This is a genomic window from Streptomyces sp. SS7, from assembly GCF_037993025.1.
Classification (GTDB): Bacteria; Actinomycetota; Actinomycetes; order Streptomycetales; family Streptomycetaceae; genus Streptomyces.
On the sequence record NZ_CP141223.1, the window covers coordinates 923410 to 949347 of the forward strand.

General features: G+C 70.8%; 21 protein-coding genes. 10 read left to right on the forward strand and 11 right to left on the reverse strand.

Features of this window, described 5'->3' with window-relative positions:
* Positions 1 to 17: 17 nt before the first annotated feature.
* Both U5640_RS04225 and U5640_RS04230 read right to left on the reverse strand, forming a co-directional pair.
* Positions 18 to 1199: an FAD-dependent oxidoreductase gene (locus tag U5640_RS04225; RefSeq protein WP_340374450.1), complete on the reverse strand. Its 1182-nt coding sequence runs from the start codon at positions 1197 to 1199 to the stop codon at positions 18 to 20.
* A gap of 101 nt (positions 1200 to 1300) precedes the next feature.
* Positions 1301 to 2434: an aromatic ring-hydroxylating dioxygenase subunit alpha gene (locus U5640_RS04230; protein ID WP_340374451.1), complete on the reverse strand. Its 1134-nt coding sequence runs from the start codon at positions 2432 to 2434 to the stop codon at positions 1301 to 1303.
* A gap of 208 nt (positions 2435 to 2642) precedes the next feature.
* Here U5640_RS04230 and U5640_RS04235 point away from each other — a divergent pair, with 208 nt between their 5' ends.
* The 3 genes from U5640_RS04235 (at position 2643) to U5640_RS04245 (ending at position 5349) form a co-directional block, all read left to right on the forward strand.
* On the forward strand, positions 2643 to 3434 hold the full coding sequence (locus U5640_RS04235) for an IclR family transcriptional regulator (RefSeq protein ID WP_340374452.1): 792 nt from the start codon (positions 2643 to 2645) through the stop codon (positions 3432 to 3434).
* A 134-nt stretch (positions 3435 to 3568) separates the two neighbouring features.
* The gene (gene purU, locus U5640_RS04240) at positions 3569 to 4441 is read left to right on the forward strand and encodes a formyltetrahydrofolate deformylase (protein ID WP_340374453.1); all 873 of its coding nucleotides are present in this window, start codon (positions 3569 to 3571) and stop codon (positions 4439 to 4441) included.
* Between the two features lie 113 nt (positions 4442 to 4554).
* Positions 4555 to 5349: an IclR family transcriptional regulator gene (locus tag U5640_RS04245; protein ID WP_340374454.1), complete on the forward strand. Its 795-nt coding sequence runs from the start codon at positions 4555 to 4557 to the stop codon at positions 5347 to 5349.
* A 37-nt stretch (positions 5350 to 5386) separates the two neighbouring features.
* Here the strand turns inward: U5640_RS04245 and folP are convergent, their stop codons facing one another.
* The 6 genes from folP to U5640_RS04275 all read right to left on the reverse strand — a co-directional run bounded on the left by folP (position 5387) and on the right by U5640_RS04275 (position 13996).
* Positions 5387 to 6223, reverse strand: a complete 837-nt coding sequence (folP, locus tag U5640_RS04250; protein WP_340374455.1) for a dihydropteroate synthase — start codon at positions 6221 to 6223, stop codon at positions 5387 to 5389.
* A 133-nt stretch (positions 6224 to 6356) separates the two neighbouring features.
* A complete protein-coding gene (locus U5640_RS04255; protein WP_340374456.1) occupies positions 6357 to 7217 on the reverse strand; it encodes a bifunctional methylenetetrahydrofolate dehydrogenase/methenyltetrahydrofolate cyclohydrolase in 861 nt (286 codons plus the stop codon).
* 37 nt (positions 7218 to 7254) lie between these two features.
* Entirely contained in the window at positions 7255 to 9693 is a 2439-nt protein-coding gene (locus tag U5640_RS04260) for an FAD-dependent oxidoreductase (RefSeq protein ID WP_340374457.1), read from the reverse strand.
* Between the two features lie 223 nt (positions 9694 to 9916).
* Entirely contained in the window at positions 9917 to 10894 is a 978-nt protein-coding gene (locus U5640_RS04265; RefSeq protein ID WP_340374458.1) for an ABC transporter substrate-binding protein, read from the reverse strand.
* A 13-nt stretch (positions 10895 to 10907) separates the two neighbouring features.
* Positions 10908 to 12908, reverse strand: a complete 2001-nt coding sequence (locus tag U5640_RS04270) for an ABC transporter permease subunit (protein ID WP_340374459.1) — start codon at positions 12906 to 12908, stop codon at positions 10908 to 10910.
* The gene (locus tag U5640_RS04275; protein ID WP_340374460.1) at positions 12908 to 13996 is read right to left on the reverse strand and encodes a glycine betaine/L-proline ABC transporter ATP-binding protein; all 1089 of its coding nucleotides are present in this window, start codon (positions 13994 to 13996) and stop codon (positions 12908 to 12910) included. The genes U5640_RS04270 and U5640_RS04275 overlap by 1 nt, the downstream gene beginning before the upstream one ends.
* Before the next feature lie 338 nt (positions 13997 to 14334).
* Here U5640_RS04275 and U5640_RS04280 point away from each other — a divergent pair, with 338 nt between their 5' ends.
* Entirely contained in the window at positions 14335 to 14823 is a 489-nt protein-coding gene (locus U5640_RS04280; RefSeq protein ID WP_340374461.1) for a lamin tail domain-containing protein, read from the forward strand.
* Positions 14824 to 14882: 59 nt separating this feature from the next.
* Here the strand turns inward: U5640_RS04280 and U5640_RS04285 are convergent, their stop codons facing one another.
* Positions 14883 to 15917: a glycoside hydrolase family 5 protein gene (locus tag U5640_RS04285; protein WP_340374462.1), complete on the reverse strand. Its 1035-nt coding sequence runs from the start codon at positions 15915 to 15917 to the stop codon at positions 14883 to 14885.
* A 499-nt stretch (positions 15918 to 16416) separates the two neighbouring features.
* Between U5640_RS04285 and U5640_RS04290 the strand changes: the two genes are divergently transcribed.
* The 4 genes from U5640_RS04290 (at position 16417) to rsgA (ending at position 21422) form a co-directional block, all read left to right on the forward strand.
* Positions 16417 to 17892 carry a glycosyltransferase family 2 protein gene (locus U5640_RS04290; RefSeq protein WP_340384922.1) on the forward strand — a complete coding sequence of 492 codons (1476 nt, stop codon included), beginning with the start codon at positions 16417 to 16419 and terminating at the stop codon, positions 17890 to 17892.
* Between the two features lie 182 nt (positions 17893 to 18074).
* On the forward strand, positions 18075 to 19604 hold the full coding sequence (locus tag U5640_RS04295; protein ID WP_340374463.1) for an APC family permease: 1530 nt from the start codon (positions 18075 to 18077) through the stop codon (positions 19602 to 19604).
* A 129-nt stretch (positions 19605 to 19733) separates the two neighbouring features.
* Positions 19734 to 20261, forward strand: coding sequence for a hypothetical protein (locus tag U5640_RS04300; RefSeq protein WP_340374464.1), 528 nt, complete (start codon positions 19734 to 19736; stop codon positions 20259 to 20261).
* 48 nt (positions 20262 to 20309) lie between these two features.
* Positions 20310 to 21422 carry a ribosome small subunit-dependent GTPase A gene (gene rsgA, locus U5640_RS04305; protein WP_340374465.1) on the forward strand — a complete coding sequence of 371 codons (1113 nt, stop codon included), beginning with the start codon at positions 20310 to 20312 and terminating at the stop codon, positions 21420 to 21422.
* A gap of 21 nt (positions 21423 to 21443) precedes the next feature.
* Here the strand turns inward: rsgA and U5640_RS04310 are convergent, their stop codons facing one another.
* Both U5640_RS04310 and U5640_RS04315 read right to left on the reverse strand, forming a co-directional pair.
* Positions 21444 to 22088, reverse strand: coding sequence for a histidine phosphatase family protein (locus tag U5640_RS04310; protein ID WP_340374466.1), 645 nt, complete (start codon positions 22086 to 22088; stop codon positions 21444 to 21446).
* A gap of 36 nt (positions 22089 to 22124) precedes the next feature.
* Positions 22125 to 22877 (reverse strand): SDR family oxidoreductase, encoded by a 753-nt coding sequence (locus U5640_RS04315; RefSeq protein ID WP_340374467.1) that lies wholly within the window; start codon positions 22875 to 22877, stop codon positions 22125 to 22127.
* A gap of 176 nt (positions 22878 to 23053) precedes the next feature.
* Here U5640_RS04315 and U5640_RS04320 point away from each other — a divergent pair, with 176 nt between their 5' ends.
* Positions 23054 to 24370: an aspartate aminotransferase family protein gene (locus U5640_RS04320; RefSeq protein WP_340374468.1), complete on the forward strand. Its 1317-nt coding sequence runs from the start codon at positions 23054 to 23056 to the stop codon at positions 24368 to 24370.
* Positions 24367 to 25938 (forward strand): class I adenylate-forming enzyme family protein, encoded by a 1572-nt coding sequence (locus U5640_RS04325; RefSeq protein ID WP_340374469.1) that lies wholly within the window; start codon positions 24367 to 24369, stop codon positions 25936 to 25938. The genes U5640_RS04320 and U5640_RS04325 overlap by 4 nt, the downstream gene beginning before the upstream one ends.

Here is a 25938-nt window from a genome sequence, read left to right on the forward strand (position 1 = left end):
CGTTTCCTCGCTGGGGCTCAGTGGGCGGCGGCCGGGACGGCGGGGACGAGGGTGCGGCGGAGCCGGTTGAAGAACTTGGGCTGGTTCAGGGAGAGCACCGCGACGGGGGTGCCCTCGCGCCGGTAGACGGCCGTGAAGGAACGGCTGCCGAGGTCGCCCTCGACGACCTCGGGTTCGGCGCCGGGAGCGACGTACCCGGCGAGCTGGATGCGGACCCCGTACTGGTCGGACCAGAAGTACGGTGCGGTGGCCGCGGCGGGGGCGGACACTCCGGTGAGCAGGGTGCGGGCGGCGGTCCTGGCCTGTTCACCGGCGTTGGTCCAGTGCTCGATCCGGGCGTGCCGCCCGGTGAACGGGTGGGGGCAGCGGGCGACGTCGCCGACGGCGACCACGCCCGGGACACCGGTCGCGCAGCCGGCGTCGCACACCACCCCGTCGTCCACCGGCACTCCGGACCCGGCGAGCCAGTCGGTGGCGGGCCTGACCCCGACGCCGGCCACGACGACGTCGGCGGGCAGCACCCGCCCGTCGGCGAGCCGCACGCCCGTGACCCGGCCCTCGCCGAGAAGTCCCGCGACGCCGGTCCCGCACAGCAGCCGGACACCGTGGTCGGAGTGGAGCGAGGAGCACACGAGCCCCATCTCGCGCCCCAGTTGGCGTTCCAGCGGGATGCCGAGCGATTCGACGACGGTGACGTCCAGGCCGAGTCCGCGGGCGGTGGAGGCCACCTCGGCTCCGATGAAGCCGGCGCCGATGACGACGAGCCGGGGCCGGCCGTCGGTCAGCTCGGCGCGCAGCGCCAGGGCGTCGTCCAGGGTGCGCAGGGTGTGGACTCCGGCCAGGCCGTCCGTGCCGGGGAGCGTGCGGGCGGCGGCGCCGGTCGCGACGACGACCCCGTGGGTGCGCACGTGCCGGCCGCCGGCCAGGGTGACGGTCCGGGCGGCCGGGTCGAGACCCACCGCCCGCTCGCCGAGCAGCCACTGCACGTCCAGGTCCGCGTACTCCTCCGCGTCGCCGAGCGCGAGCGCGGCGGCGTCGACGTCCCCCTTGAGGAAGTCCTTGGACAGCGGTGGCCGGTCGTAGGGGGTGTGGCGCTCCTCCCCCACGACGACGATCTCGCCGTCGTAGCCGTCCGTCCGCAGCGCGCGGACCGTGCTCAGGCCTGCCAGCGATGCTCCGACGACGGTGATGCTCCTCATGCGGGCTCCAGACAAGCTGTCTCACATGGCACAACGACATCCGTTATGCGCAACATGGTTTGGGTGGGGAGCGGCGGTTGTCAAGAGGCGGGAGGGGGCGGTCAGCGCGCGGGGCCCACGTCGAGCTTGTTCTGGAGCCAGGCGTGGAACTCTCCGATGTGGTGCTCGCTGGGCACCAGCACACCGCCCTTGGCGTACATCCGCGAGCTCATGCCCGGCTGGGTGCGCTCGCAGGCGTCGAAGTCCTGCACGTTGACCCGGTGGAACAGCTCCACCGAGCGGCTGACGTCCTTGCCGCTCTCGACGACGTGCGGCAGGTAGAGCCAGTCGCACTCGACGATCGTGCGGTCGACGGCCACCGGGTACATACGGTGGAAGATCACATGGTCGGGGACGAGGTTGATGAAGACCTGCGGCTTGACGGTGATCGCGTAGTAGCGGCGGTCCTGGTCCTCGGCCACCCCGGGGATGCGGTCCAGCCCCTCGGAGCCGTCCACCGTGAAGCCCTGGATCTCCTCGCCGAACTCCGCGCCGTGGCCCACGTAGTACTGGGCCGCGTAACCGTCCGCGAACTCCGGCAGCACCTCGGTCAGTTCGGGGTGGATCGTGGCGCAGTGGTAGCACTCCATGAAGTTCTCGATGATGAGCTTCCAGTTCGCCTTCACGTCGTACGTGATGCGCCTGCCCACGGACAGGTTGTCCACGTCGTAGCGCTCGATGGAGGCGAGGTCGCCGAGGCGTTCGACGGCGGCGCCCATCACGTCCGCCTCGAAGGACGGCGGCTCGTCGGCGAGGCACACCCACACATAGCCGAGCCACTCCCGGACATGGACGCCGGTCAGGCCGTACTCGGTCCGGTCGACGTCCGGCATCGAGGTCAGATTGGGGGCCGCGACGAGCTTGCCGTCCAGGCCGTACGTCCAGGCGTGGTACGGGCACTGGAAGGCCCGCTTGACCTCGCCGGACTCCTCCGTGCAGAGCCTGGCGCCGCGGTGCCGGCAGATGTTGAGGAACGCCTTGACCGAGTTGTCCCGGGCCCGGGAGACGAGCACGCTCTCCCGGCCGACCTGGTACGTGCGGAACGCGCCGGGCTTGGCCAGATCGGAGGCGCGGGCCACACAGAACCACATGGCCTCGAAGACCCGCTCCTGCTCCTGGGCGAAGATCCCGGGGTCGGTGTAGTACTCGCCGGTCAGCGTGGGGATCAGGCTGGGCGGCAGGTTCGTGCTGGTCATCGTGTCACCTTCGGAGAGGGCGAGGGTCGATTTCTTTGTTGCACATATCGCAACACTCTTCGCCATAAGCAACGTCCGCCGAAACTGTCCCCTCGCGGACATCCACTGTCAAGGGTTTCGGCACGCTCGGCCATGTTGCATAATGCGATGCCTGTTCTCCATAGGGAAACACCGACAGGGAAACAACGGCGGAGGAGCGACAGCGGCAATGAGCGACGGCACGGACGCTCCGGCGCCCTCCGAGTCCCCGGTGCAGTCGGTCGACCGGGCGGCGGCCATCCTCGAACTCCTCGGCCGGCACGACGAGGCGGGCGTCACGGACATGGCCGCCGAACTCGGGGTGCACAAGTCCACGGCGTCCCGGCTCGCCACCGCCCTGGAGATGCGCGGACTCATCGAGCAGACGGAGGAGCGGGGCAAGTACCGCCTGGGCCTCGGCCTGATCCGCCTCGCCGGTGCCGCCACGGCCCGGCTGGACCTCTCCCAGCAGAGCCGCCAGGTGTGCGAGAGACTGGCGCACCGGATCGCGGAGACCATCAACCTGGCGATCCTGGACCGGGACGCCGCGATCAACATCGACCAGGTACTCGGCCCCTCCGCCCTCACCACCCACAACTGGCTGGGCCGGCGCACCCCGCTGCACGCCACGTCCAGCGGCAAGATCCTCCTGGCCCACCTGCCCGAACCCCACCTCGCGGACCGGCTCATGGAGCCCCTGGAGCGCTACACCCCGCACACGGTCACCGACCCGTCGACCCTCCGGGCCCAGATCGAGCGCGCCCGCGCGGACGGCGTCGCGTACAGCCTCGAAGAGCTCGAACCGGGCCTGAACGCGGTGGCCGCGCCGATCTTCGCCTTCGACGGACGGGCGGTCGCCGCACTCAGCGCCTCGGGGCCGTCGGTCCGGCTGACCGCGCAGCGGCTGCCGGAGATCTGCGCCGCGGTGCGGGCGGCCGCCGAGGAGATCTCCGACCGCCTGGGCCATCTCCGTCGGCCCTGACCTCTTGACCACCGGGTCACCGACACTGGAGCATGTTGCGTATAGCCCACAGCGTTGCGCAATACGAATCAGACGAAGACGCGCGGGACGCCGGCGCGCCAGACGGATTGCGCACCCGATCACGGAGGATGGCCATGTCTCCCCGACCGCAGCCCGGCCGCGAGTTCGTCCTCACCTTCTCCTGCCCCGACCAGGCGGGCCTGGTCCACGCCGTGACCACCTTCCTGCTGCACCACTCCGGCAACATCCTGGAGAGCCGGCAGTTCGACGACCGGATGTCCGGACGCTTCTTCATGCGGGTGCACTTCGACGTCTCGGACCCCGGCATCTCGCTGGAGGACCTGCGGACCGGCTTCGGCCCGGTCGGGCAGGCGTACGGGATCAGCTGGCAGCTGCACGACGCCTCGACCCCCACGCGCACCCTGATCATGGTGTCGAAGTTCGGCCACTGCCTGAACGACCTGCTCTTCCGCAGGTCCACCGGGTCGCTCCGCATCGATGTCCCGGCGATCGTCTCCAACCACCGCGACTTCGAGCCGCTGGCACGGAGCTACGGCATCCCCTTCCACCACATCCCGGTGACCAGGGAGACCAAGGCCGAGGCCGAGGCGCGGCTGCTGGACCTGGTGAGCGAGCTGGACGTCGACCTGGTGGTGCTGGCCCGCTACATGCAGGTCCTCTCCGACGACCTGTGCAAGCAGCTCGACGGCCGGGCCATCAACATCCACCACTCCTTCCTCCCCAGCTTCAAGGGCGCACGGCCGTACGTCCAGGCGTACCAGCGCGGGGTGAAGCTCGTCGGGGCCACGGCGCACTACGTCACGTCCGACCTCGACGAAGGCCCGATCATCGAACAGGACGTCGTCCGGGTGGACCACTCCCGTGACCCCGACGAAGTGGTCACCATCGGCCGGGACGTCGAGGCCCGGGTGCTCGCCCGCGCCGTGGAGTGGCACAGCGAGAGCCGCGTCCTGGTCAACGGGAAGTGCACCGTGGTCTTCCGCTGACGAACCACCGGCCCTAGGGTGCGGGGAACGCTCGGCGGTCAAGTGTCCGATCGGCCCCTTATCCGGTCGCTGTGGCCCCTCGCACCCCGTCAGCCTGTGCGTATAGTTGCGCTATGAGCAACTACGCGGCAGAGGGCGCAACGACAGGTGGGGTGAACGGCGTGCAGTCCGTCGACCGTGCCGTCAGCGTCCTGGAGATCCTCGCCCAGCGCGGCGAGGCCGGTGTCAGCGAGGTCGCCGCCGAGATCGACGTCCACAAGTCGACCGCGTTCCGCCTGCTCGGAGCGCTGGAGGCACGCGGCCTGGTCGAGCAGACGGCCGAGCGCGGCAAGTACCGGCTCGGTTTCGGGCTGGTGCGGCTGGCCGGAGCGGTGACGGGCCGGCTCGACATCACCCAGCAGGGACGGGTGGTGTGCGAGCGGCTCAGCGACCGGATCGGCGAGACCGTCCACATAGCGGTCCTCCAGGAGCACTACGCCGTCAACCTCCATCAGGTACGCGGCCCCGGCGCCGTCGGCACGCACAACTGGGTGGGGCAGCTCACCCCGCTGCACGCCACGTCGAGCGGCAAGATCCTGCTCGCCCATCTGCCCCCGCAGGCCCGCGCGGAGGTGCTCACCGCCTCCGGGCTGCGCAAGCTGACGCCGCACACCCTGACGGTGCGGTCCAAGCTGGAGAAGAACCTCACCGAGGCGCTCGACCGCGGGTACGCGATGACGCTGGAGGAACTCGAGATCGGGCTGCACGCCATGGCGGCCCCGATCCGCTCCCGGGACGGCGAGGTTGTCGCCGCGCTCAGCGCCTCCGGTCCCGCCTACCGCTTCACCGAGACACGCATGCGGGAGCTGGCCCCGCTGCTGGTCGAGGGCGCGGCGGAGATCAGCCGCCGGATGGGCCACCTGGGCTGAGCCCGGCAGGTACGGAACGGCTCGGCTCAGCGGCCGACTACAGCACAGGAGCCGGAGCCGGCACGGGTGACCCGGCGCTCTCGGCACCCCAGCGGGCGGTCACCCGCACCGCGTCCAGCGTCGAGGCGACATCGTGCACCCGCAGACACCACACGCCCTGTGCCGCGGCCAGCACGGACACCGCCGTGGTCGCGGCGTCCCGCTGCGCCGCCGGTCGGGGCCGTCCCGTCACCGGGTCCGCCAGCAGGGCACCCAGGAACGACTTGCGCGACGCCCCCACGAGCACGGGACAGCCCAGCGCGCGCACTTCGTCCAGCCGGCCGAGCAGTTCCCAGTTGTGCCCGGCCTCCTTCGCGAAGCCCAGGCCGGGGTCGACGACCAGGCACCCGGGCGCGACCCCCGCCGCCAGCGCGGCGTCGATCCTCGCGCGCAGCTCGCCGAGCACCTCGGTCACGACATCGCCGTAGCGGGCGTTGGCCTGCATGCCCGCCGCGTGTCCGCGCCAGTGCATCACGACGTACGGCACCTCGGCCCGCGCCATCGACGGCAGCATCGCGGGATCGGCGAGCCCCCCGGAGACGTCGTTGATCAGCCGGGCTCCCGCGTCCAGCGCACGGGCGGCGACCTCGGCCCGCATGGTGTCGACGCTGACGACCGCGCCCGCCGCGGCCAGTTCCCGGACCACGGGCAGCACCCGGCGCAGCTCCTCCGCCACGGGCGGACGCACGGCTCCGGGCCGGGTGGATTCACCGCCCACGTCCACGATGTCCGCGCCCTGTTCGACCAGGGCGAGTCCGTGCGCGACGGCCGCCTCCGGGGCGAACGCCAGCCCGCCGTCCGAGAACGAGTCGGGCGTGACGTTGACGACGCCCATGACCAGCGTCCGGCCGGGCCGCGGAAGCCCGTGCGGGTGGAGCCCGGGTGCACCCGGGCGGGAAAGGGTGGGGTGGGCCATGACGGTCACAGGGGTCCAGCCTCGGTCGGTGACATGTCGGTGACGTGCGGGTTCATGCCGAGGCGGCGTTCCTCTCGGCGGCCTCGACGACGTTGGCGAGCAGCATGGCCCGTGTCATGGGGCCCACCCCGCCGGGCATGGGCGCGAGCCGGCCTGCGACGGTGGCGGCGTCCGGGTGGACGTCACCGACCAGGCCCTGTTCGGTGCGGGTGATGCCGACGTCCAGGACGGCCGCGCCGGGGCGCAGCATGTCCCTGGTGACCATGCCCGGCGAACCGGCGGCGGCGATGACGATGTCCGCCTCCCGGACGTGCCAGGCCAGGCCCTTGGTGCCGGTGTGGCACAGGGTCACGGTGGCGTTCTCGGACCTGCGGGTGAGCAGCAGCCCGAGGGGACGGCCCACCGTGATGCCCCGGCCGATCACGCACACCCTCGCTCCGGCGAGGGGCACGTCGTGACGGCGGAGGAGTTCCACGATGCCGCGCGGGGTGCACGGCAGCGGTGCCTCGACCCCGAGGGCGAGCCGGCCGAGGTTCACCGGGTGCAGTCCGTCGGCGTCCTTGGCCGGGTCCATGCGTTCCAGTACGGCGTTCGCGTCCAGGTGGGCCGGGAGCGGCAGTTGGACGATGTATCCCGTGCAGGCCGGGTCGGCGTTGAGTTCGTCAATGACGTCCTCGACCTGCCGCTGGGTGGCGTCGGCGGGCAGGTCCCGGCGGAGGGAGGCGATGCCGACCTGCGCACAGTCCCGGTGCTTGCCCGCGACGTAGGCACGGCTGCCGGGATCGTCGCCGACGAGGACGGTGCCCAGCCCCGGCGGACGACCGCCCGCGGCCGTCAACTTGGCCACGCGCTCCGCGAGTTCGCGGCGTATCTCGGCGGCAGTGGCCTTGCCGTCAAGCAGTTGTGCGGTCACCGGCGGTGCTCCTTGCCTCGGAGTGGACACTGTTCGCTCAGCCGCGCAGGCGGGACATGGACGGGTCGAACAGGGGTTCCTCGGCGACGACTGCGTCGACGCGCTGGTCGAAGTAGCCGATGTGGAGTGCGGTGCCGGGGACGGCGAGGTCGGCGGGCAGCCAGGCGTAGGCGATGCCCTTGCCGATGGTGTAGCCGTAGGCCGCGCTGGTGACGTAGCCGACCGGGCGGTCGCCGTCGTAGACGGGTTCCTTGCCCATGACGACCGCGTGCGGGTCGTCGACCGTCAGACACGCGAGTCTGCGCCGCACCTGGTCCTTGCGCCGCTGCAGCGCCTCACGGCCGATGAAGTCGCCCTTGTCGAGCCGGACCGCGAAGGCGATCCCGGCCTCGTAGGGGTCGTGCTCGTAGGTCATGTCGGTGCCGAAGGAGCGGTAGCCCTTCTCCAGCCGCAGACTGTTGAACGCGCCCCGCCCGGCGACGATCCCGCCCAGCGGCTCGGCCGCCGCCCACAGCGTGTCCCACAGCTTCTGCCCCTGGTCGGCGGTCGTGTACAGCTCCCAGCCCAGCTCACCGACATAGGACAGGCGCATCGCGGTCACCGGGACACTGCCGATGTAGGCGTGGCGGGCGCGGAAGTACTTCAGGCCGTCGGCGGAGAAGTCCTCCTGGGTCAGGGGCTGCAGGACCTTGCGGGCCAGCGGGCCCCACAGGCCGATGCAGCAGGTCCCGGCGGTGATGTCACGGACCTGGACGGTGCCGTCGGCGGGCAGGTGACGGGTCAGCCAGTCCAGGTCGACATTGCCGTTCGCGCCGATCTGGAACACGTCCCGGCCCAGCCGGGCCACCGTGACATCGCTGCGGATGCCGCCGTCGTGGTCGAGGAACAGGGTGTAGGTGACCGAGCCGACCGACTTGGCGACCTTGCCGGTCGTCAGCCGCTCCAGGAACTCGGCCGCACCCGGACCGGTCACCTCCAGGCGCTTGAGCGCGCTCATGTCGTACATCGCCACCGTCTCGCGGGTGACCTGGGCCTCCGCGCCCACGATCGGCGACCAGAACTGCGCCGCCCACGCGTTCGGGGTGGGGATGGTACGGCCCTCCACCAGCGGGGCGTTGGCCTCGTACCACTGCGGGCGCTCCCAGCCGTTCGCCTCCAGGAAGAACGCGCCCTTCTCCCTCTGCCGGGTGTGGAAGGGGCTGGTGCGGATCGGGCGCGGGTCACCGGAGGGCTGCAGCGGGTGGAGGATGTCGTAGACCTCGACGAAGTTCTGGCAGTTGCGCGCCAGCACGTACTCCGGGGCCAGCTGGTGCGGCTCGAACCGGTTGACGTCGCACTCGTGCAGGTCGAAGGAGGAGCAGTAGCCGTCCACCAGCCACTCGGCCATGGCGCGGCCCACCCCGGCGGAATGCGTCACCCAGACGGCTTCGGCGACCCAGAAGCCCTTGACGTCCCGGGACTCGCCCAGGAGGGGGAAGTTGTCGGTGGTGAAGGAGAACAGGCCGTTGATGCCCTCCTCGACCTTCGCCTCCCGCGTCGCCGGCAGCAGGGCCTGGGTCTCGCTCCAGGCGGTTTCGAAGTCCTCCTCGGTGAACTTCAGCACCGAGGGCATCGGCTCGGCCTCGTCGAAGGAGAGGATGTCGTCGGCGGAGACCGGCATCGGGCGGTGGCCGTAGTAGCCGATGCCCAGACCGTCGAAACGGTCCCGGTAGTACAGGTCCGCGTCCTGGTGGCGCAGGATCGGACGGACCGCCTCCTGTGTCTGCCCGGCCAGCGCCGGAACCGGCCCCGTCCAGGCGAGCTGGTGCGCCAGCGGGGTCAGCGGCAGGTTCATCCCCACCATCCGGGCGATCTTCGGACCCCAGATCCCCGCACAGCACACCACGATGTCCGCCGGGATCTCACCTTGGTCCGTGAGGACGGCGGTCACCTCGCCGTCGGTGTGCAGGACGTCGAGGACCTCGTGCCGGGCCAGGAACGTCACACCGCGTTCCGTCGCCCGGCGGATCTGCGCCTCCACCGCCAGGACCGCCTTGGCCAGGCCGTCCGTCGGCACCAGCAGACCACCCAGCACCCTGGCAGGGTCCAGCAGCGCGTGCTGCTCGACGCACTCCTCGGCCGTCAGCAGCCGGGCCTCCACGCCCCACGCGGTCACCCAGCCGTGCCGGCGCCGCAGCTCCGTCAGCCGCTCGGGGGTGGTGGCCACCTCCAGGCCGCCGACCTGGAGGAAACACGGCTTGCCGTCCACGTCCAGCGAACAGAACTTCTCCACCGTGTAGCGGGCCAGCTCCGTCATCGTCTTGGAGGAATTGGTCTGGAAGACCAGACCCGGGGCGTGTGAGGTCGAGCCCCCGGTGGCGGGCAGCGGCCCCTGGTCGACCACCGTCACCTCGGTCCAGCCACGCGCGGAGATCTCGTCCGCCAGCGCCGCACCCACGACACCCGCACCGATGATCACCACTCGGGGTCCCGCCATCGCCGCACCTCCGAATCGAACCGGCCCAGCCGGTTCAGTTGCTGTCCACGCAACACGGTTCAGGTTGCGCAACTCAATGTGCCCGCCGTCCCAGTGGGTGTCAAGGGTTGCGGAACCCGGGAAAACGGGCCCGGACACGGCGATGCCCGGTGGGCGGGCGCGGAGATCGCGCCCCGCCCACCGGGCGGGTTCCGACCGGTTTGCGAGCCTCAGGAGGCCGGGGCTACTTCAGCCAGGCCTTGACCTTGTCCGGGTTGGCGTCGACCCACTTCTTCGCGGCCGCGTCGGGGGTCATCTTGTCCTCGGCGATGTACTTGGCCACGGTGTTCTGGTCGTCGTTGGCCCAGGTGAAGTTCTTGACCAAGTCGTAGGCGGGGCTGCCGGACTTGGCGAACTTCGCGCTGACGATCTTGTCGAGCTTGTACACCGGGTAGTCGCAGGCGACCTTGGCGGCGTCGGCGTCACAGCCCTCCGTGTACTTGGGCAGGTTGACCTTGACGAGCGGGACCTCGGAGAGGAACCACTGCGGCTCGTAGAAGTAGCCGATCACCCATTCCTTGTCCTTCTCCGCCTTGCGGAAGGCCTGGATGAGCGCCGTCTCACTGCCCGCGTACACCACCTTGAAGTCCAGCTTCAGGTTCTTCACCAGCGCCTCGTCATTGGTGACGTACGACGGGTCACCGTCCAGGAGCTGACCCTTGCCGCCCGACTCCGAGGTCTTGAAGTTGGCCGCGTACTTGTTCAGGCTCTTCCAGTCGGTGATGTCCGGGTGCGCCTTCGCCAGCCACGGCGGCACATACCAGCCGATCAGGCCTTCGTTACCGGTGGGGCCGGCGTCGACCGCGGTCTTCTGGTCGGTCATGTACTTCTTCTTGAGGTCGTCGTGGCCCCAGTTCTCGACGACGGCGTCGACCTCACCCGTCCCGAAACCCTGCCAGGCGATCTCTTCCTTGAGGTCCTTCTTGTTGACCGTACAGCCGAGCTCGTGCTGTGCGACGTACGCTATGACCGCCGCGTTGGCCTCGTAGCCCACCCAGGGGTTGACCGCGAGGTTGAAGGTCCCGCACTTGCCGGAGCCGCCCGAACTGCCGGCCTGCGAGGAGCTGTCACCGACCTTCGTCCCGCCGCAGGCGGTGAGCGTGAGGCCGAGGACGGCCAGGCCCACCACGCCGGCTCTCCAGTGTGTCGCTTGTCCTGCCATGGTCAGTTGCTCCTTACGCGCTGGTACGCCGCGCCGCTGCCTGAGTGATCCGGTCGAACATGACGCCGAGAAGGACGATGGCGAGACCCGCCGCCAGACCCTTCCCGTACAGCTGGCCCTGCGAGAAACCGGCCACGACGTCGTAGCCGAGGGCACCCGCCCCCACCAGGCCGCCCACCACAACCATCGACAGCACGTAGATCAGACCCTGATTCGTCGCGAGAGTCAGAGCACTGCGTGACATCGGCAGTTGAACCTTGGTGATGATCTGCCAGGTGTTGCACCCGGCCGAGGTCGCCGCCTCCACCGTCGCCTCCGGCACCGCCCGCACCCCATCCGCGATGATCTTCATCGCGACCGGCGCGGCGTAGACGAGGGCGGCGACGATCGCGGTGAACCGGGTCGCACCGAACAGTGCCAGGAACGGCACCAGATAGACGAACGGCGGCATGACCTGCGCCGCGTCCAGAGTCGGCCGCAGCACCCGGTCCACCATCCGGCTGCGCCCCATCCACACCCCGAAGACGATCCCCAGCACCATCACGAGCACCGTCGCCACCACGGTCGAGGCCAGGGTGGTCATCGCGTCCGACCACATGCCCGTCCCCACCAGCAGGCCCACGCACACCACCGTGGTGACCCCGGACCGCCACCCGCCGAGCACGACCGCGAGGGCGACCAGCACCCCGGCCACCACCCACCACGGCGAATCGGTCAGCAGCGTCTGGAACGGATTGAGCAGACCATTGGTGATCGCGTCCCGGAAGGCGTTCGTCAGACCGGACAGGTCGTCCTGCGCCCAGGTGGTCGCGGAGTCGGCCGCGCTCGCGATCGAACTGCCGAGGCTGCCCTCGCCGGGGAACTCGGCCGCCCAGAGGTAGGTGTGCGACAGGTAGACGAGGATCGCCGTGATCGCCGCACCCGCGCCGAGGAGGTGCTTGCGCCACTTCAGGAAGCGGTTCTTCGCGTTCCGGGCGCTCTCCTCACGGGCGCTGGCCGCGGTCGTCACCCGGTCCAGCACGATCGCCATCACCACGATCGCCAGGCCCGCGTTGAACGCCGTACCCACATCCAGCGACTGCAGCGCCTGCACCACCGTCTTGCCCAGACCCGGAGCGTCGATCAGCGCCGCGATCGTGACCATGGCGAGCGCGGCCATGATGGTCTGGTTGACGCCCATCACCACGGTCCGCTTGGACATCGGGAGCAGGACCTTCAGCAGGGCCTGCCGGCGGGTGGCGCCCAGGGAGTCGGCCGCCTCGACCGTCGTCGTCGGCACGGAGCGGATGGCGTGCGCGGTGATGCGGATCGCCGGGGGCGCGGCGTAGATGAGTGTCGCGATGGCCGCGGAAGCGCCGCCGATCAGGAAGAACAGGGTCAGCGGGGCCAGGTAGACGAAGGTCGGCATCGTCTGCATGAAGTCCAGGAACGGCGTCACGACCCGGTTGAACCGGTCGGACAGTCCTGCCCACACCCCCAGCGGGATCGCGAACAGCAGCGCCACCAGGACCGCCGAGAGGGTCAGCGCCAGGGTGTCCATGCTCTGCTGCCACAGCCCCTGCAGCCCCATGAACGTGAACCCGGCCACCGCCAGCAGCGCCACCCGCCAGTTCCCCACCGCCCACGAGACGTACCCGGCGACGCCCACGACCCCCAGCCACCCGATCTGGGGCACCGGCCGCACACCGGACGGCTGGGAGATCAGATCCCGGACGAAGGTCACCAGGCCGTCGATCACCAGCCGGATCTCGTTGAAGAAGTACAGGAACAGCGGACTGGAATTGCGGTTCGCGCCGATGGAATCGTTGACGTCGTTGAACCAGCGGTGCAGACCCGTCAGATCGGCGGCCGCCAGGGTCAGGGTCTGCCTGCCCCGCAGCACCACGAAGAGCAGCAGCCAGACCGCCAGGATCACACCCAGCACCACGGGCCGGCTGACCTTGAACGCGCTCCTGGCCGGAGCGGCCGGGCCCGGGGACACGGTCTTGCGGGGTTTCTCGATGGCGACGGTCATCACCTGCCGCCTTCCTGCCCCGCGACGACCGCGAGGATCTCCTCGTCCCCCACGATCCCGAGCAGCTTGCCGTCCTCGACGACCTTCACCGGCTTCTCCGCCGCGAGCACCGCCCGCGTCGCCTCCCGCACCACCACGTCCGGACCCAGCTCCGGCCCGTCCAGAGCGTCACCGTCCACCGGCGCCCGCATGATCCACCGCAACGTCAGCACATCACCGCGCGGCACGTCCTTCACGAACTCCCGCACATAGTCGTCCGCCGGAGCCCCCACCAGCTCGTCCCCCGTACCGCACTGGACCATCTTCCCGTCCCGCATGATCAGGATCCGGTCCCCCAGCTTCAACGCCTCCGACAGGTCGTGCGTGATGAACACCATCGTCTTGCCGACCTCGTGATGCAGCCGGATCACCTCGTTCTGCATGTCCCGCCGGATCAACGGATCCAGCGCCGAGAACGGCTCGTCGAAGAACAGCACGTCCGGATCCCCCGCCAGCGCACGCGCCAGCCCCACCCGCTGCTGCATACCGCCCGACAGCTGGTCCGGATACGAGTTCTCATAACCCGCCAGCCCCACCAGCTCCACCACCTCCAGCGCCCGCCGCGTCCGCTCCGCCCGGCCCATCCCCCGGATCTCCAGACCGAACGCCACGTTGTCCACCACCCGCCGATGCGGCAACAACCCGAAATGCTGGAACACCATCGAGAACTTCCGCCGCCGCAACTCCCGCAACCGCGCCGCGTCCGCCTGCCGGATGTCCTGCCCCTCGAACAAAAGCTCACCCGACGTCGGCTCGATCAGCCGCGTCAGACACCGCACCAACGTCGACTTGCCCGAACCCGACAAACCCATCACCACGAACACCTCGCCGCGACGGACGTCGAAATTCACCTCACGCACCGCGGCCGTACACCCGGTGCGGTCCATCAGCTCACGCCGGGTCAGGCCGCACAGCTCCGCGTCACCCGGCACCCGCTCGGCCTTCGGCCCGAACACCTTCCACAGATTGCGCACGGATATCACCGGAGCGCCGTCGGCGTCCTCGGGCGCACCCCGTCGCCGGGGTGCCTCGGTCTGTGTGGGGGTCACGATCGACCTCTTTTCGGCGTTCAGCCGCGGAACCAGTGCTGCGGCCGAGATGGATGGCACCGTGTTGCGCATCGCGCATCGAATTGCTTGTGGTGGAACACCCTGGCCGCCTCACGGACGGGCGTCAAGGGGTTGGCGGATGACGATTCAACAAGCGACTTCGAGTTGCGTATGACTGATTCCGAACGCGCAATGCGCAACGGAAAGCCCGGAGCATCAGGTCCGGCGCCTACCGTTCTTCACGGAATGAACACACAGAGCACATACCTCGATCACATTCGGTATGCTCCAGTCGCTCCAATCGCACCTTTGAGGGGGGATTCCTCATGCCCACGCGCATGCGTCACGTTCTGGCCGCCGCGTCCCTGGCGGGCGCGCTCGCCGTGTCGACCGCCGGTCCGGCCGGGGCCACCGAGTACACGTCCGCAGTGAAACTCAAGGGCGTGCAGTACGACGCGCCCGGCGCGGACTCGAACCGCTGCTCCGGCGGCAACACCAAGGACGAGTACCTGACGATCAAGAACTACTCGCGGACCGCGACGGTCGATCTGCGGGGGTACGTCGTCAAGGACGCCACGGGCAACACGTTCACCTTCCCCGCCGGCCACCGGCTCGAGCCGGGCGACTACGTCAAGCTGCGGGGCGGCCGCGGCACCGACTCCGACGCCGGCAACGTCGTCTACCGCCAGAACTGCAACTTCATCTGGAACAACGACAAGGACACCATCTACCTCGTGAAGCCGAACGGCTCACGGGCCGACGTCCACTCCTACACCAAGCGCGCGAACGACGCGGACGGCAACGGCTACATCACCTTCCACGGCTGACGCCCACGGGTCCCCGGAGCCGGGTCGGTGCGGCTCGGGGACCCGTCGGCAGGACTGCCTCAGCCTCTGATCCGGTCACGGACCCAGACGCCGTTGGGCGAGAGCGAGGCGGTGCCGAACCTGCCCGTGCTGCACGCGCCCTTCTTGAACACCGACAGGTCCTTCTGGTTGTCGGAGAGGCTCCAGTTCGTCCAGCTGATCTTCTTCCTGGCCATGAGGTCGACGAACTTCTGGGCCATCGGGTAGTCGGTGCCCCAGCCGTTCCAGGAGGCGACCGCCCACTCGCTGACGAAGACGGGCAGCTTGTCCGAGGCGCGGTCGAGAAGCTTCAGGAACTGCTCCCGTCCGGCCGTCGCATAGAAGTGGTACGTGTACATCACGTTCTTGTCGCGTACGGGGTCGGCGATGATGATCTTCTCGTTGGTCGCCTCGGCGGCGCCGAGCGTGGACCAGCCGCGCGTCGGGACGAGGATGACGCTGTGGGGGGCACGGGAGCGGATCACCGGCATGATCTTCGCGGCGTAGTCCTTGATGGTCGACCAGCTCACCCCGTGGGGCTCGTTGGCGATCTCGTAGAGGACGTTGTCCTTGCCCTTGTGCTTCTCGGCGATCGCCGTGAAGAACGCGCGGGCGTTGTCGAGGTCCTCGTGCGGATCGCCCGGGTGGATGGTGTGCCAGTCGACGATGACGTACATGCCGCGGGCGCTCGCCATGTCGACGAGCCGGCTCGCCAGTTCGGTGTACTTCTTCGGATCGTTGCGGTAGGCGCCTTCGCGGGCGTACGTGGAGACCCGCAGCACGCTCGCCTTCCAGTCCTGGGCGACGGCGTCCAGCGCGGCACCGGTGAGGCACTGCGGATACCACTGGGTGCCGTGGGTGCTCATGCCGCGCAGCTGGACGGGCCGGCCGGACCGGCCGCACAGCTGGGTGCCGCAGACATGGAGCCTGCCGTAGGTCTGCACGGGCGTCCTGGCCTTGGGGGCCGGTCCGGAGCCGGCCGCGTGCGCGGGGTTCGCGGGGAGGAAGCCGACCGCCGCCGCGAGGGCCAGTGAGGTCCAGGCGACGCGGCGGGCGCGGGAATGCGTGGGGGGCATGGTGCCTCCGGTTCCTGAGGAGTGGGGACCAAAGGCAAATATGACGATACGACAGCTGAGAGGTGATGCACCGTCACCGCGATTCGTCCGAGTCCCGATCGAGGTTCACCCGAGTGCAGAGACGGTGTACCGCCGCCCGCCCGGGCCCGCACGGACCCCGTCCGGCCACGCTCCCCGCCGGGTGCCACTCCGGCGCATCCTTCCTTCGAGCGACCGGTGCAGCAATCAGCCCAGCGGAAGGCGCGGCTCACACCCTGCCTGGCTATCGGTTGGAGGTGACCGACCCCCTTCAAGGAGCACATCTGGCGAGGAGCACGCCTTGAGCCTGGATTCCTTTGACCTGACGCTGGAGACCGACCGACGACAGTCCGTCCCGCGGATAACTCCCCGATCCGGGCAGCAGCCCGGCACCGTGCTGCCCCGGCCTCCGGACGACCAGGAGAAGTACTCCTACGTCCGACGCCGTCTCTGGGTGCTCACCGGCGCCTCGATCATCAGCATGGGCTGCCTCGTCCAGAGCCAGTTCCGGCTGATCCAGTCCACGCCCTGGCTGTCCGTCCTGCTGCCGTGCCTGGTCTTCAGCATCCTCTACTACCTGGCCTCGCTGCGGGTGAACGGCTTCACCCCCGACTTCGACCTGGAAGCCCACCGCGATCTGGTCCGCGCCTGGCGCCCCGCGACCCATCCGACGGTCGCCGTCTTCCTCCCGGTCTGCGGCGAGCCCGCCGACGTCCTGGAGAACACCTGGCGGTATGTGCGCCGGCTCACCGAGCGCTATCCCGGCAGGGCCACCGCTTATGTGCTCGACGACTCCGCCTCCGCCGAACTCGCCGCCATGGCGAAGGAGTTCGGCTTCGAGTACGGGAGCCGGCCCAACCCGGGATGGTTCAAGAAGGCGGGCAACCTGCACTACGGCCTGGGCATCTCGGACGAGGAGTACATCCTCATCCTCGACGCCGACTTCGCCCCGCGGGCGGATCTGCTGGAGGAACTCCTGCCGTACATGGACCACGATCCGACGACCGGCATCGTCCAGTCGCCGCAGTTCTTCCGCGTGGCCCGGCGGCAGACGTGGATCGAGCGCGGCGCGGGCTCCGTGCAGGAGCTGTTCTACCGCGCCGTCCAGGTGTCCCGGCAGCGCCACGGCGGCGCCATCTGCGTGGGCAGCTGCGCGGTGTACCGGCGGACGGCCCTGGAGGCCAACGGCGGTACGACGCTGATCGAGCACTCGGAGGACGTGCACACGGGCTTCGACCTGGGGCGCCTGGGCTGGAAGCTGCGCTACGTGCCGATCCCCCTCGCCACCGGCAACTGCCCCGACAACGTCAGCGCCTTCTACCACCAGCAGTACCGCTGGTGCTCGGGATCCATGAGCCTGCTGGGCAGCAGGAAGTTCTGGAGCACCAGGCTCCGGCTCACCACCCGGCTCTGCTACTTCTCCGGCTTCCTCTACTACCTCCACACGGCGCTCTTCACCTTCGTGGCGCCCCTGCTGCCGATCGTCCTGCTGGTGGCCACACCGGAGAAACTCAAGGTCGACTATCTGCTGCTGGTACTGCCCAGCGTCGTCTACACCCTCCTGGTCTTCCCGTTGTGGCACCGGAGCCCCTACCGGATCGAGGCCTGGGCCGTACGCCTGCTGTACGGCTGGGCGCATCTGTTCGCCGTCTGGGACATCGTCCGCGGCAGGCGCCAGTCCTGGCGGCCCACCGGCTCGGCGTCCGCGGGCCGCACCACCCATCGGCGCCTGACCATCGGCGTCCGGGTCTGGAACGGCGGTACGGCCGTCCTGTGGGTGGGCGCCGCAGCCTGGCGCATGCTCACCCTGTACCCGCCGGACTTCGTCCTGGTCATGGCCTCCGGGCTGTTCTACGCCGTGGTCGTCGGACGGGTCCTCCTGCCGGAGCGGGCCCCCCGGAAGGAACCCGTCGCCACGGCCGCGCACAGACGGCCGGCGCCCGCGGAGGGCCACTGAGGCCCACCCGCGCGACACTCCGACGAGGTCCCCGCAGCCAGGCCGACGTGGCTGCGGGGACCTCGTCCGTGAGCCTGTGTAAGTAAACGTCAAGACTTGCGCTCGAACGCTTGTGGGTATTTGGGACGACGGCTCATCATTGGCCGGATCCCGCCCGTACCACGAGCATCCAGGAGCCTCCGGTGGCCGCTGGCCAGATCCTCTCCGAGCCGGCCGGCGTGCCGGCGGCAGCCCAGGCCGAGCGGCGGAAACTGCGCAAGCACTTCGGCCGCTTCGACATCCTCTTCTTCCTCCTGTGCACCATCGTCGGCGTGGACACCATCGGCACGGTGGCCTCCTCCGGCGCCGAGGCCTTCACCTGGCTGATCGTGCTGGCCGTGGTGTTCTTCGTACCGTCCGCGCTGCTGATCGCCGAGCTGGGCGCCGCGTTCCCCGACGAGGGCGGCCCCTACATCTGGACCAGCCGGGCCTTCGGGCGGCTGGCGGGCGCCGTCAACAACTTCCTGTACTGGATCACCAATCCGGTGTGGCTCGGCGGCACGCTGTCGGTGTCCGCCGTCACCGCCTTCACCACGTTCTTCCACGACGGCAAGGACCTGAGCACCCCGGCCTTCTACGTCTTCACCCTCGCGTTCGTCTGGGTGGGCGTGCTCGCCGCGATCCTCTCCTTCGACGTCGGCAAGTGGATCCCCACCATCGGCGCCTGGAGCCGGTTCGTGCTGCTCGGGCTGTTCACCGTCACCGTCGTCCTCTACGGCGTCCGGCACGGCCTGCACGGCTTCGGGCTCGGCGACTTCTCCCCGACGTACGCCGGATTCGTCGGCCTGGTGCCCGTCCTGATGTTCAACTACGTCGGCTTCGAGCTGCCGAACACCGCCGGCGAGGAGATGACGGACGCCCAGCGGGACGTGCCCTTCGCCATCTTCCGCAGCGCCCTCCTCGCCGTCCTGCTCTACGCGCTGCCGATCCTCGGCATCCTGCTCGTCCTGCCGGTCAAGGCGGTCACCGGCCTCGGCGGGTTCATCGACGCGATCCGCCAGGTCTTCACCGTCTACGGCGGTTCCGTCGCCGGTGACGGCACCGCCACGCTCAGCGGCGCGGGCAGCGTGCTCGGGGATCTCGCCGCGATCCTCTTCATCCTCACCGTGCTGTCCTCGGGCGTCACCTGGGTCATGGGCTCCGACCGCGCCCTCGCCGTCTCCGGCTACGACGGCGCGGCGCCCCGCTTCCTCGGCGTCATCTCCAGCCGGTTCGGCACCCCGGTCCGGGTCAACATCCTCAGCGGGCTGGTCTCCACCGTCGTCCTGGTCCTGGCCCACCAGCTCACCGGCGGCAGCGCGGCCAAGCTCTTCGGCGCGGTCCTCGGCCTCGCCGTCTCCACCACCCTCGTCAGCTACCTGGGCATCTTCCCGGCCCTCGCGGTCCTGCGCCGCAAGGCCCCCGACACCCCCCGCCCCTACCGGGCGCCCCTGCCCCGCACGATCAGCGCGGTGCTCACCCTGCTCGTCCTGTTCGCGAGCGTGCAGCTCATCGCCCCCGGCCTCGGCGACCACTGGTTCGGCTCCGCCTACGCCCCGGACGGCTGGACCCACGCCGAACGCTGGAAGTACCTGCTGACCGAGGCCGTGCCGCTGGCCGGTTTCATGCTCCTCGGCGTCCTCTTCTGGGCCCTGGGCGCACCGACCCGCGCCGCGGCCGGCGGTGAGCGCTGACCCGCCGGTCGCCCACCGTGCCGGTCCGACCGCGCCCGGCGACGTTGACGGCCACCGTCCGGGGGTACTCGGCCACCCGGCCGGGGAACCCGGTCGTCATCGACGGGGCGCGGGGGCCGGAGGCACACCATGAGCGCGACAGCAGGAGGTCCGGACCGGCGCACGGTCCTGGACGTCTACCTCAACGACCACCTGGCCGGCGCCACGGCCGGCGCCGAGCTGGCCCGGCGCATGGTCCGGGAGCACGACGACCCGGCCTACGCGGAGGACCTGCGGCGGCTGGCGGCGGAGATCGCACAGGACCGGCGGTCCCTGCTCGGTGTCCTGGCCGACCTCGGGATCCCGGTGCGGCACCACAAGGTGTACGCCGCGTGGCTCGGGGAGAAGGCCGGGCGGCTGAAGCCCAACGGACGGCTGCTGCGCCGCTCCGGCCTCGCGGTCCTGGTCGAGTGCGAGGCCATGCGGCTGGGCGTGCAGGGCAAGGCGCTGCTGTGGCGCTCCCTGCTCGCCGCCTCCCCCCGGGAGCCGCGGCTGGAGCCCGTGCGGCTGCGGGAGCTGCTGGAGCGCGCGGAGGGGCAGCTGAGGGCCGTTGACGAGCTGCACCGCAGGGCGGCGACTGCGCTGCTGTCCGCGCCCGGTGTCACCGTGTCCGCGTGACGGGCAAGTCCCCGCCGCACGGGACGGGTTGGCCGGTACACTGGTGGCTTGACCTCCTCCCCCGGCACCCCGCACCCGCTCCTTCCGTACGGCTGGAGCGACACCGTCGCGGCCGGCTTCGCCGCGCAGGAGGCGCGGCGGGGGCTGAGCCCCGGGCGGGTGGTACGGGTCGATCGCGGGTCGTGCGAGGTGGTGACCGTCGACCGGAGCGGGCGGGCGGTGTGCGTGCGCGCGGGGACCGGGTCGCCGGTGTCCGCGGATTCCACGGCCCAGCTCTGCACCGGTGACTGGGTGACGGTCGACGCGGAGCAGCACGTCGTACGGGCGGTGCTGCCGCGGCGTACGGCGTTCGTCCGGGCGGTCTCCTCGCGGCGGTCCGACGGCCAGGTGCTGGCCGCCAACGTGGACCGGGTGCTGATCGCCGTGTCCCTGGCGGACGAGCTGGACCTCGGGCGCGTCGAGCGGTTCCTGTCCCTGGCGTGGGAGAGCGGCGGGGAGCCGGTGGTGGTGCTGACCAAGGCCGATCTGGTGCCCGACGCGACGACCCTGTCGTATCTCGTGGAGGACACCGAACGGGTGGCCCCCGGGGCGCGGGTGCTGCCGGTCAGCGCGGCCACCGGGCAGGGGATGGGCCTGCTCGCCGACGTCCTGCGCGAGGGCACGGCCGCGCTGCTCGGCATGTCCGGTGCCGGGAAGTCGACCCTGGCCAACGCGCTCACCGGGACGGATGCGCAGCGGGTGGACGCCACCCGGGACGGCGACGGCAAGGGGCGGCACACGACCACGGCCCGTGATCTGCTGCCGCTGCCGGGCGGCGGGGTCCTCATCGACACCCCGGGGCTGCGCGGGGTGGGGCTGTGGGACGCGGACGGGGGGCTCGCGCAGGCCTTCACCGATGTCGAGGCCCTCGCCCGGGGCTGCCGCTTCCAGGACTGCTCGCACCGGGCGGAACCGGGCTGCGCGGTGCTCGCGGCTGCCGAGGACGGGACCCTGCCGCTGCGGCGGCTGGAGAACTACCACAAGCTGGTCCGGGAGAACGAGCGGATCGCCGCCCGCAGCGACGCGCGCCTGAGCGCGGACCTGCTGCGGGACTGGAAGCGGAAGAAGGCGCTGGGCCGGCACATGATGGAGCGCAAGCGGGGGCCCCGGCAGGAGGGTTGAGACGGACGCCGTCGGGTTCCGTCAGGCCTCGTCGAGGTGCCGGGCGTCGTCGAAGCGCCCCAGTCTCCAGCGGGTGCCGTCGTGGACGAACTCGTTGATCGAGGTCGCCGCCGGGCTGGTGTCGGTGAACAGGGTCTTCGGCACCCTGTCCAGCAGTGCGGACATCACCGCGACGATGAGTCCGGCGTGACAGACGACGAGGGCGGTGCCGCCCCGGTGCCGGGCGAGCAGCGCGTCGGCGGCACGGCCGGCCCGGATCCGGAACTGGTTCCAGGTCTCCCCGCCGGGCGCGAAGGGCCGGTCGGGGTCGGCCGTCATGTCGAACGAGCCGTGCCTGCGCAGGTGTTCCTCGACGGACAGACCGTCGGCAGCCCCGAAGTCGAGTTCCCGTACCTCGCGTTCGACGTCCGGCGACCCGACGCGCAGCCCCCTGGCGAGGATGTCGGCGGTCTCACGGGCCCTGCGGACGGGACTGGTCAGCAGCGCGTGCGGCCGCAGCCGTTCCGCCGCCAGCCGGGCCGTCAGGCGCGCGGCCTGGTCCCGGCCCCGCTCGGTGAGCCCGCGGCAGGTGCGGGAGCCCGCGAGCAGCTTCCGCACGCTGGCGTGCGACTGCGCGTGCCGCACCAGCAGGACATGGGTGGAGGGGCCGTGTGCGCTGTGTTCCATGCGTGTCGTGGTCCTTCCGTCGGCCTGCGGGGCAGGTCAGTCGAGATCCCAGCCCCCGTCGACGGTCAGGCTCTGGCCCGTGATGAATCCGGCTTCCGGGGAAACCAGGAACGCCACGGCCGCCGCCACGTCCTCGGGACGCCCATGCCGTTTGATGCATTGGCGGGCGAATTCCCGTTCACGCCAGGCCGGGTAATCCGGATGGGACCGCTGGCGCGCATCGAGTTCGATCGGCCCCGGTCTCACGGAATTCACTGTAATCCCATACGGGCCGAGTTCACGGGACAGGGCACGCACGAATGCCTCGAGACCGCCTTTCGCGGCGATGTAGGGGGCGAGTTCCACGCGTCCGATCCGGGTGAGCACGGTGGAAACGGCAACGATCCGGCCAGACCCGCGCGCCACCAAATGCGGAGTGGCGGCCCGTGCGCAGGCGATATGCGCGACGAGATTGACATCGACGGCCGATCTGACCTCCTCCCAGGTCGTTTTCTGCCATGGCGCATATGTGTATGCGCCGGCATTGCAGACCAGGACGTCGAGTCTTTCCCGGCACCGCGCCATGACCTCCCCGAGCCGTTCCACGGTCTCCTCGCGGGTGAGGTCCCCGGGCACGGTGGCGACCACGTCCGCACCCGCCGCCCTCACCCGCTCGATGGTCCTGACCAGGCCGGAGTCCTCGGTCAGATGGGTCAGCACCAGGTCATGGGTGGCGGCGAGGCGCAGGGCGACGGCGGCCCCGAGGCCGGAACCCGACCCCGTGACCACGGCGACGTCCCGAGAAGACATCACATTCCCCCTGTGCAACGCGGCCTGATCACCTGTCCGATCCTGCCACCCAAGACTGGCCGATCACCCCCCGTGATCCGGCCATTCCCAGAACGGCCGCTGTCGGCCTCCAAAGCTCTGCGGCATTCTGTGGTTTCGGATCAGGCCGACGAAGCTGGAGGTTTTCAGTGGGTGCCATGGACGCCGAACGTCGGACGAATACTGATTACCTGAAAAGCATCAAGGAGGTCATCGCCGGAGGCGTCAGCAGCAGCATGCGGGCCGCGGCGGTACCCGTCCCGCTCGTCGTACGGCGCGCCCACGGCTGTTCGATCCGGGATGTCGAGGACAGCGAGCTCGTGGACTTCAACATGGGCTACGGTCCCCATCTCTTCGGCTACGCGGACCCCGATGTCGCCGAAGCCGTGGCCGATCAGTTCACCCAAGGTCATATGACCGGTCTGCCGCACGCCCTGGACGCCGAGGCCGGCGGGCTCGTCGCCGAGCTGGTGCCCGGCGTGGAGCAGATCAGGTTCGCCAATTCGGGCACCGAGGCCGTCGCCTCCGTCCTGCGTCTCGCCCGTACCGTGACGGGCCGCTCCCTGGTGCTCACCTTCGAGGGGCACTACCACGGCTGGAGCGAGACGGTGCTGCGTGCCGGGAAGACCACGCTCCACCTCGCGGGCACCCGGCCGACGGACGTCGTCCCCGGCGCGCCCGGGATGATCCCCGAGGCGCTCGCGCACACCGCGCAGCTGCCGTGGAACGACGCCGACGCCCTCCGCGAGTTCTTCGCCAGGGACGGCGACCGGACGGCCGCCGTCGTCCTGGAGCCGGTGCTGGCCAACGCCGGGGTGATCCCCCCGGCCCCCGGCTTCCTGGAACTGCTGCGCGACCTGACCGCGCGCAGCGGAGCGCTCCTCGTCTTCGACGAGGTGATCACCGGCTTCCGGGTCGCCCGCGGCGGGGCGCAGGAGCGGTACGGCGTCGAGCCCGACCTGACCGTCCTCTCCAAGGTGATGGGCGGCGGTTTCCCCGTCGCGGCGTTCGGCGGCCGCAAGGAGGCGATGCGGCTGCTCGCCACGAACGAGGCCCACCACGCCGGTGTCTACGCCGGGAACCACGCCGCCCTGCGCGCGGTCGTCGCCGTGCTCACCAAGATCCGCGCCCGCCCCGGGCTGTACGACGAGCTGGAGGCGATCGGCGCCGACGCGGAGGCGGCGCTGCGCGAGGTGTTCGCCGCCGAGAAGCGGCCGGTGCACATCAGCCGGGTCGGCACCCTGATGTGCGTGGCGCTGCTGCGCAGGCCGCCCGAGCGGCACGGCACGCTGCGCGACCTCGCCGACGCCGTCGACTTCTCCCGGCACCGCCGTCTGCAGACCCTGGCCCAGCGCGAGGGCGTCTACTTCCACCCCAACCCGCTGGAACCGTGGTTCCTGAGCACCGCCCACACCGGAGAGGTCCTCGACAAGGCGGCGGGGGCCCTGCACCGAGCGCTGACCGAGCTCGGATGACGGCCGCGCGCACGGAACTGCTCTCCCTGCTGCGCGAGCGCGCGGCCCGGCTCGGGAACACCCCGCTGATCAGCGACGAGACCGGCAGCACGGGCGCGGAGGAACTGGTCGAGCGGGTCGACGCCAAGACGCGGGCGCTGCGGGCGGCGGGCGCGGGCCCCGGGGTCCTCGTGGGGACGCTGGGCGGGCCGGCCGCGGAGTTCGTCAGCGAGGTGTTCGCGATCCTGGCCGCCGGGGCGGTCGCCGTACCGCTCTCGCGTCGGCTGACCCCGTGGGAGCTGGAGCGGCTGCGCGAGCGCTGCCCGCTGGACCTGCTGTGGGCCCCCCGCGACGCGCCGTCGGCGCTCCCCTTCCCGGCCGAGGACTGCGGGGCGCGCCGGCTGACGGGTCACCGGCATCCGGCACGCCGGTCGCCGGGGCCGGGGGCGCTCGCGCGCCGGCCCGCGTTCGAGGCGGCGGCGACGGCCCAGCTCACCTCCGGCACCACCGGGCACCCCCGGGTCGCGCTGCGGTCCGCCGCCGCGCTGCTCGCCGAGGCCGAGAACTACCGCGCGGCCCTCGCCCTGGGCCCGGACAGCCGGCTGCTGTGCCCGGTGCCGCTCCAGCACGCGTACGGCTTCGGACTGTGCGCCCTGGCCGCGCCGCTGGCGGGCGCCCACGTCCGTTGCACGTCCCCGGACCGGCCGCGGATGCTGCTGCGGGAGATCGCCGACGACGGGGTGACGCTGTTCGTCGGGGTGCCCCCGCTGCTGCGGCTGCTCGCCCGCTCCGCCCGCTCGCTGCCCCGCCGGGGGCGCGCGGTGGGGTACCTCTCCGCCGGGATGGCACTGGACGCGCACACCGCCGAACTGGTCGCGACCCGGCTCACCGGACACGTCGGCCAGGTCTACGGGACCACCGAGACCGGGCCGATCTGTGTGACCCGTCCGGCCCCGTGGCACCCGGACGCCACGGGCCCCGGGGCTCCCCTGCCCGGGGTGGAGGTCCGGCTCTCACCGGTACCGGACGCTCCGGTACCGGACGCCGCCGTCCCGGACGCCGCCGTGCCTGACACCGGCCCGGACACCCGCCCGGACACCGGGATCGGCGCGGCGACGGCCACCGGCACGGGACTGGTCACCGTCGTGTCGCGGTCGGCGATGCTCGGGTACGCCGAGCGGGACACCGTCGACACGGCACCGCTGCGGGGCGGGTTCACCACGGGCGACCTGGCCCGCTGGGAGGACGGACGGCTCGTCCTCACCGGGCGGTTGTCCACCAGCATCAACGTCGCGGGCGTCAAGATCGCCCCGGAGGAGATCGAAGCGGTCCTGCTCGCCTTCCCGGAGGTCGCCTCCTGTCTCGTCTCCGGCGCCGACGACCCGCTCCTCGGGCAGCGGATCGTGGCGACGGTGACACCGGAGACGGTCGACCCGGAGAAGCTGGAGCGCTTCTGCCGGGAGCGCCTGTCGCCCTCCTGGGTCCCGCATGCCTTCGCCTCCGTGGCGCATCTGCCCACGACCGAGACCGGGAAGGTCATCCGACCGAGGACCGGACCGCCGGGACAGCCCGGGCGTCCGGACAGTTAG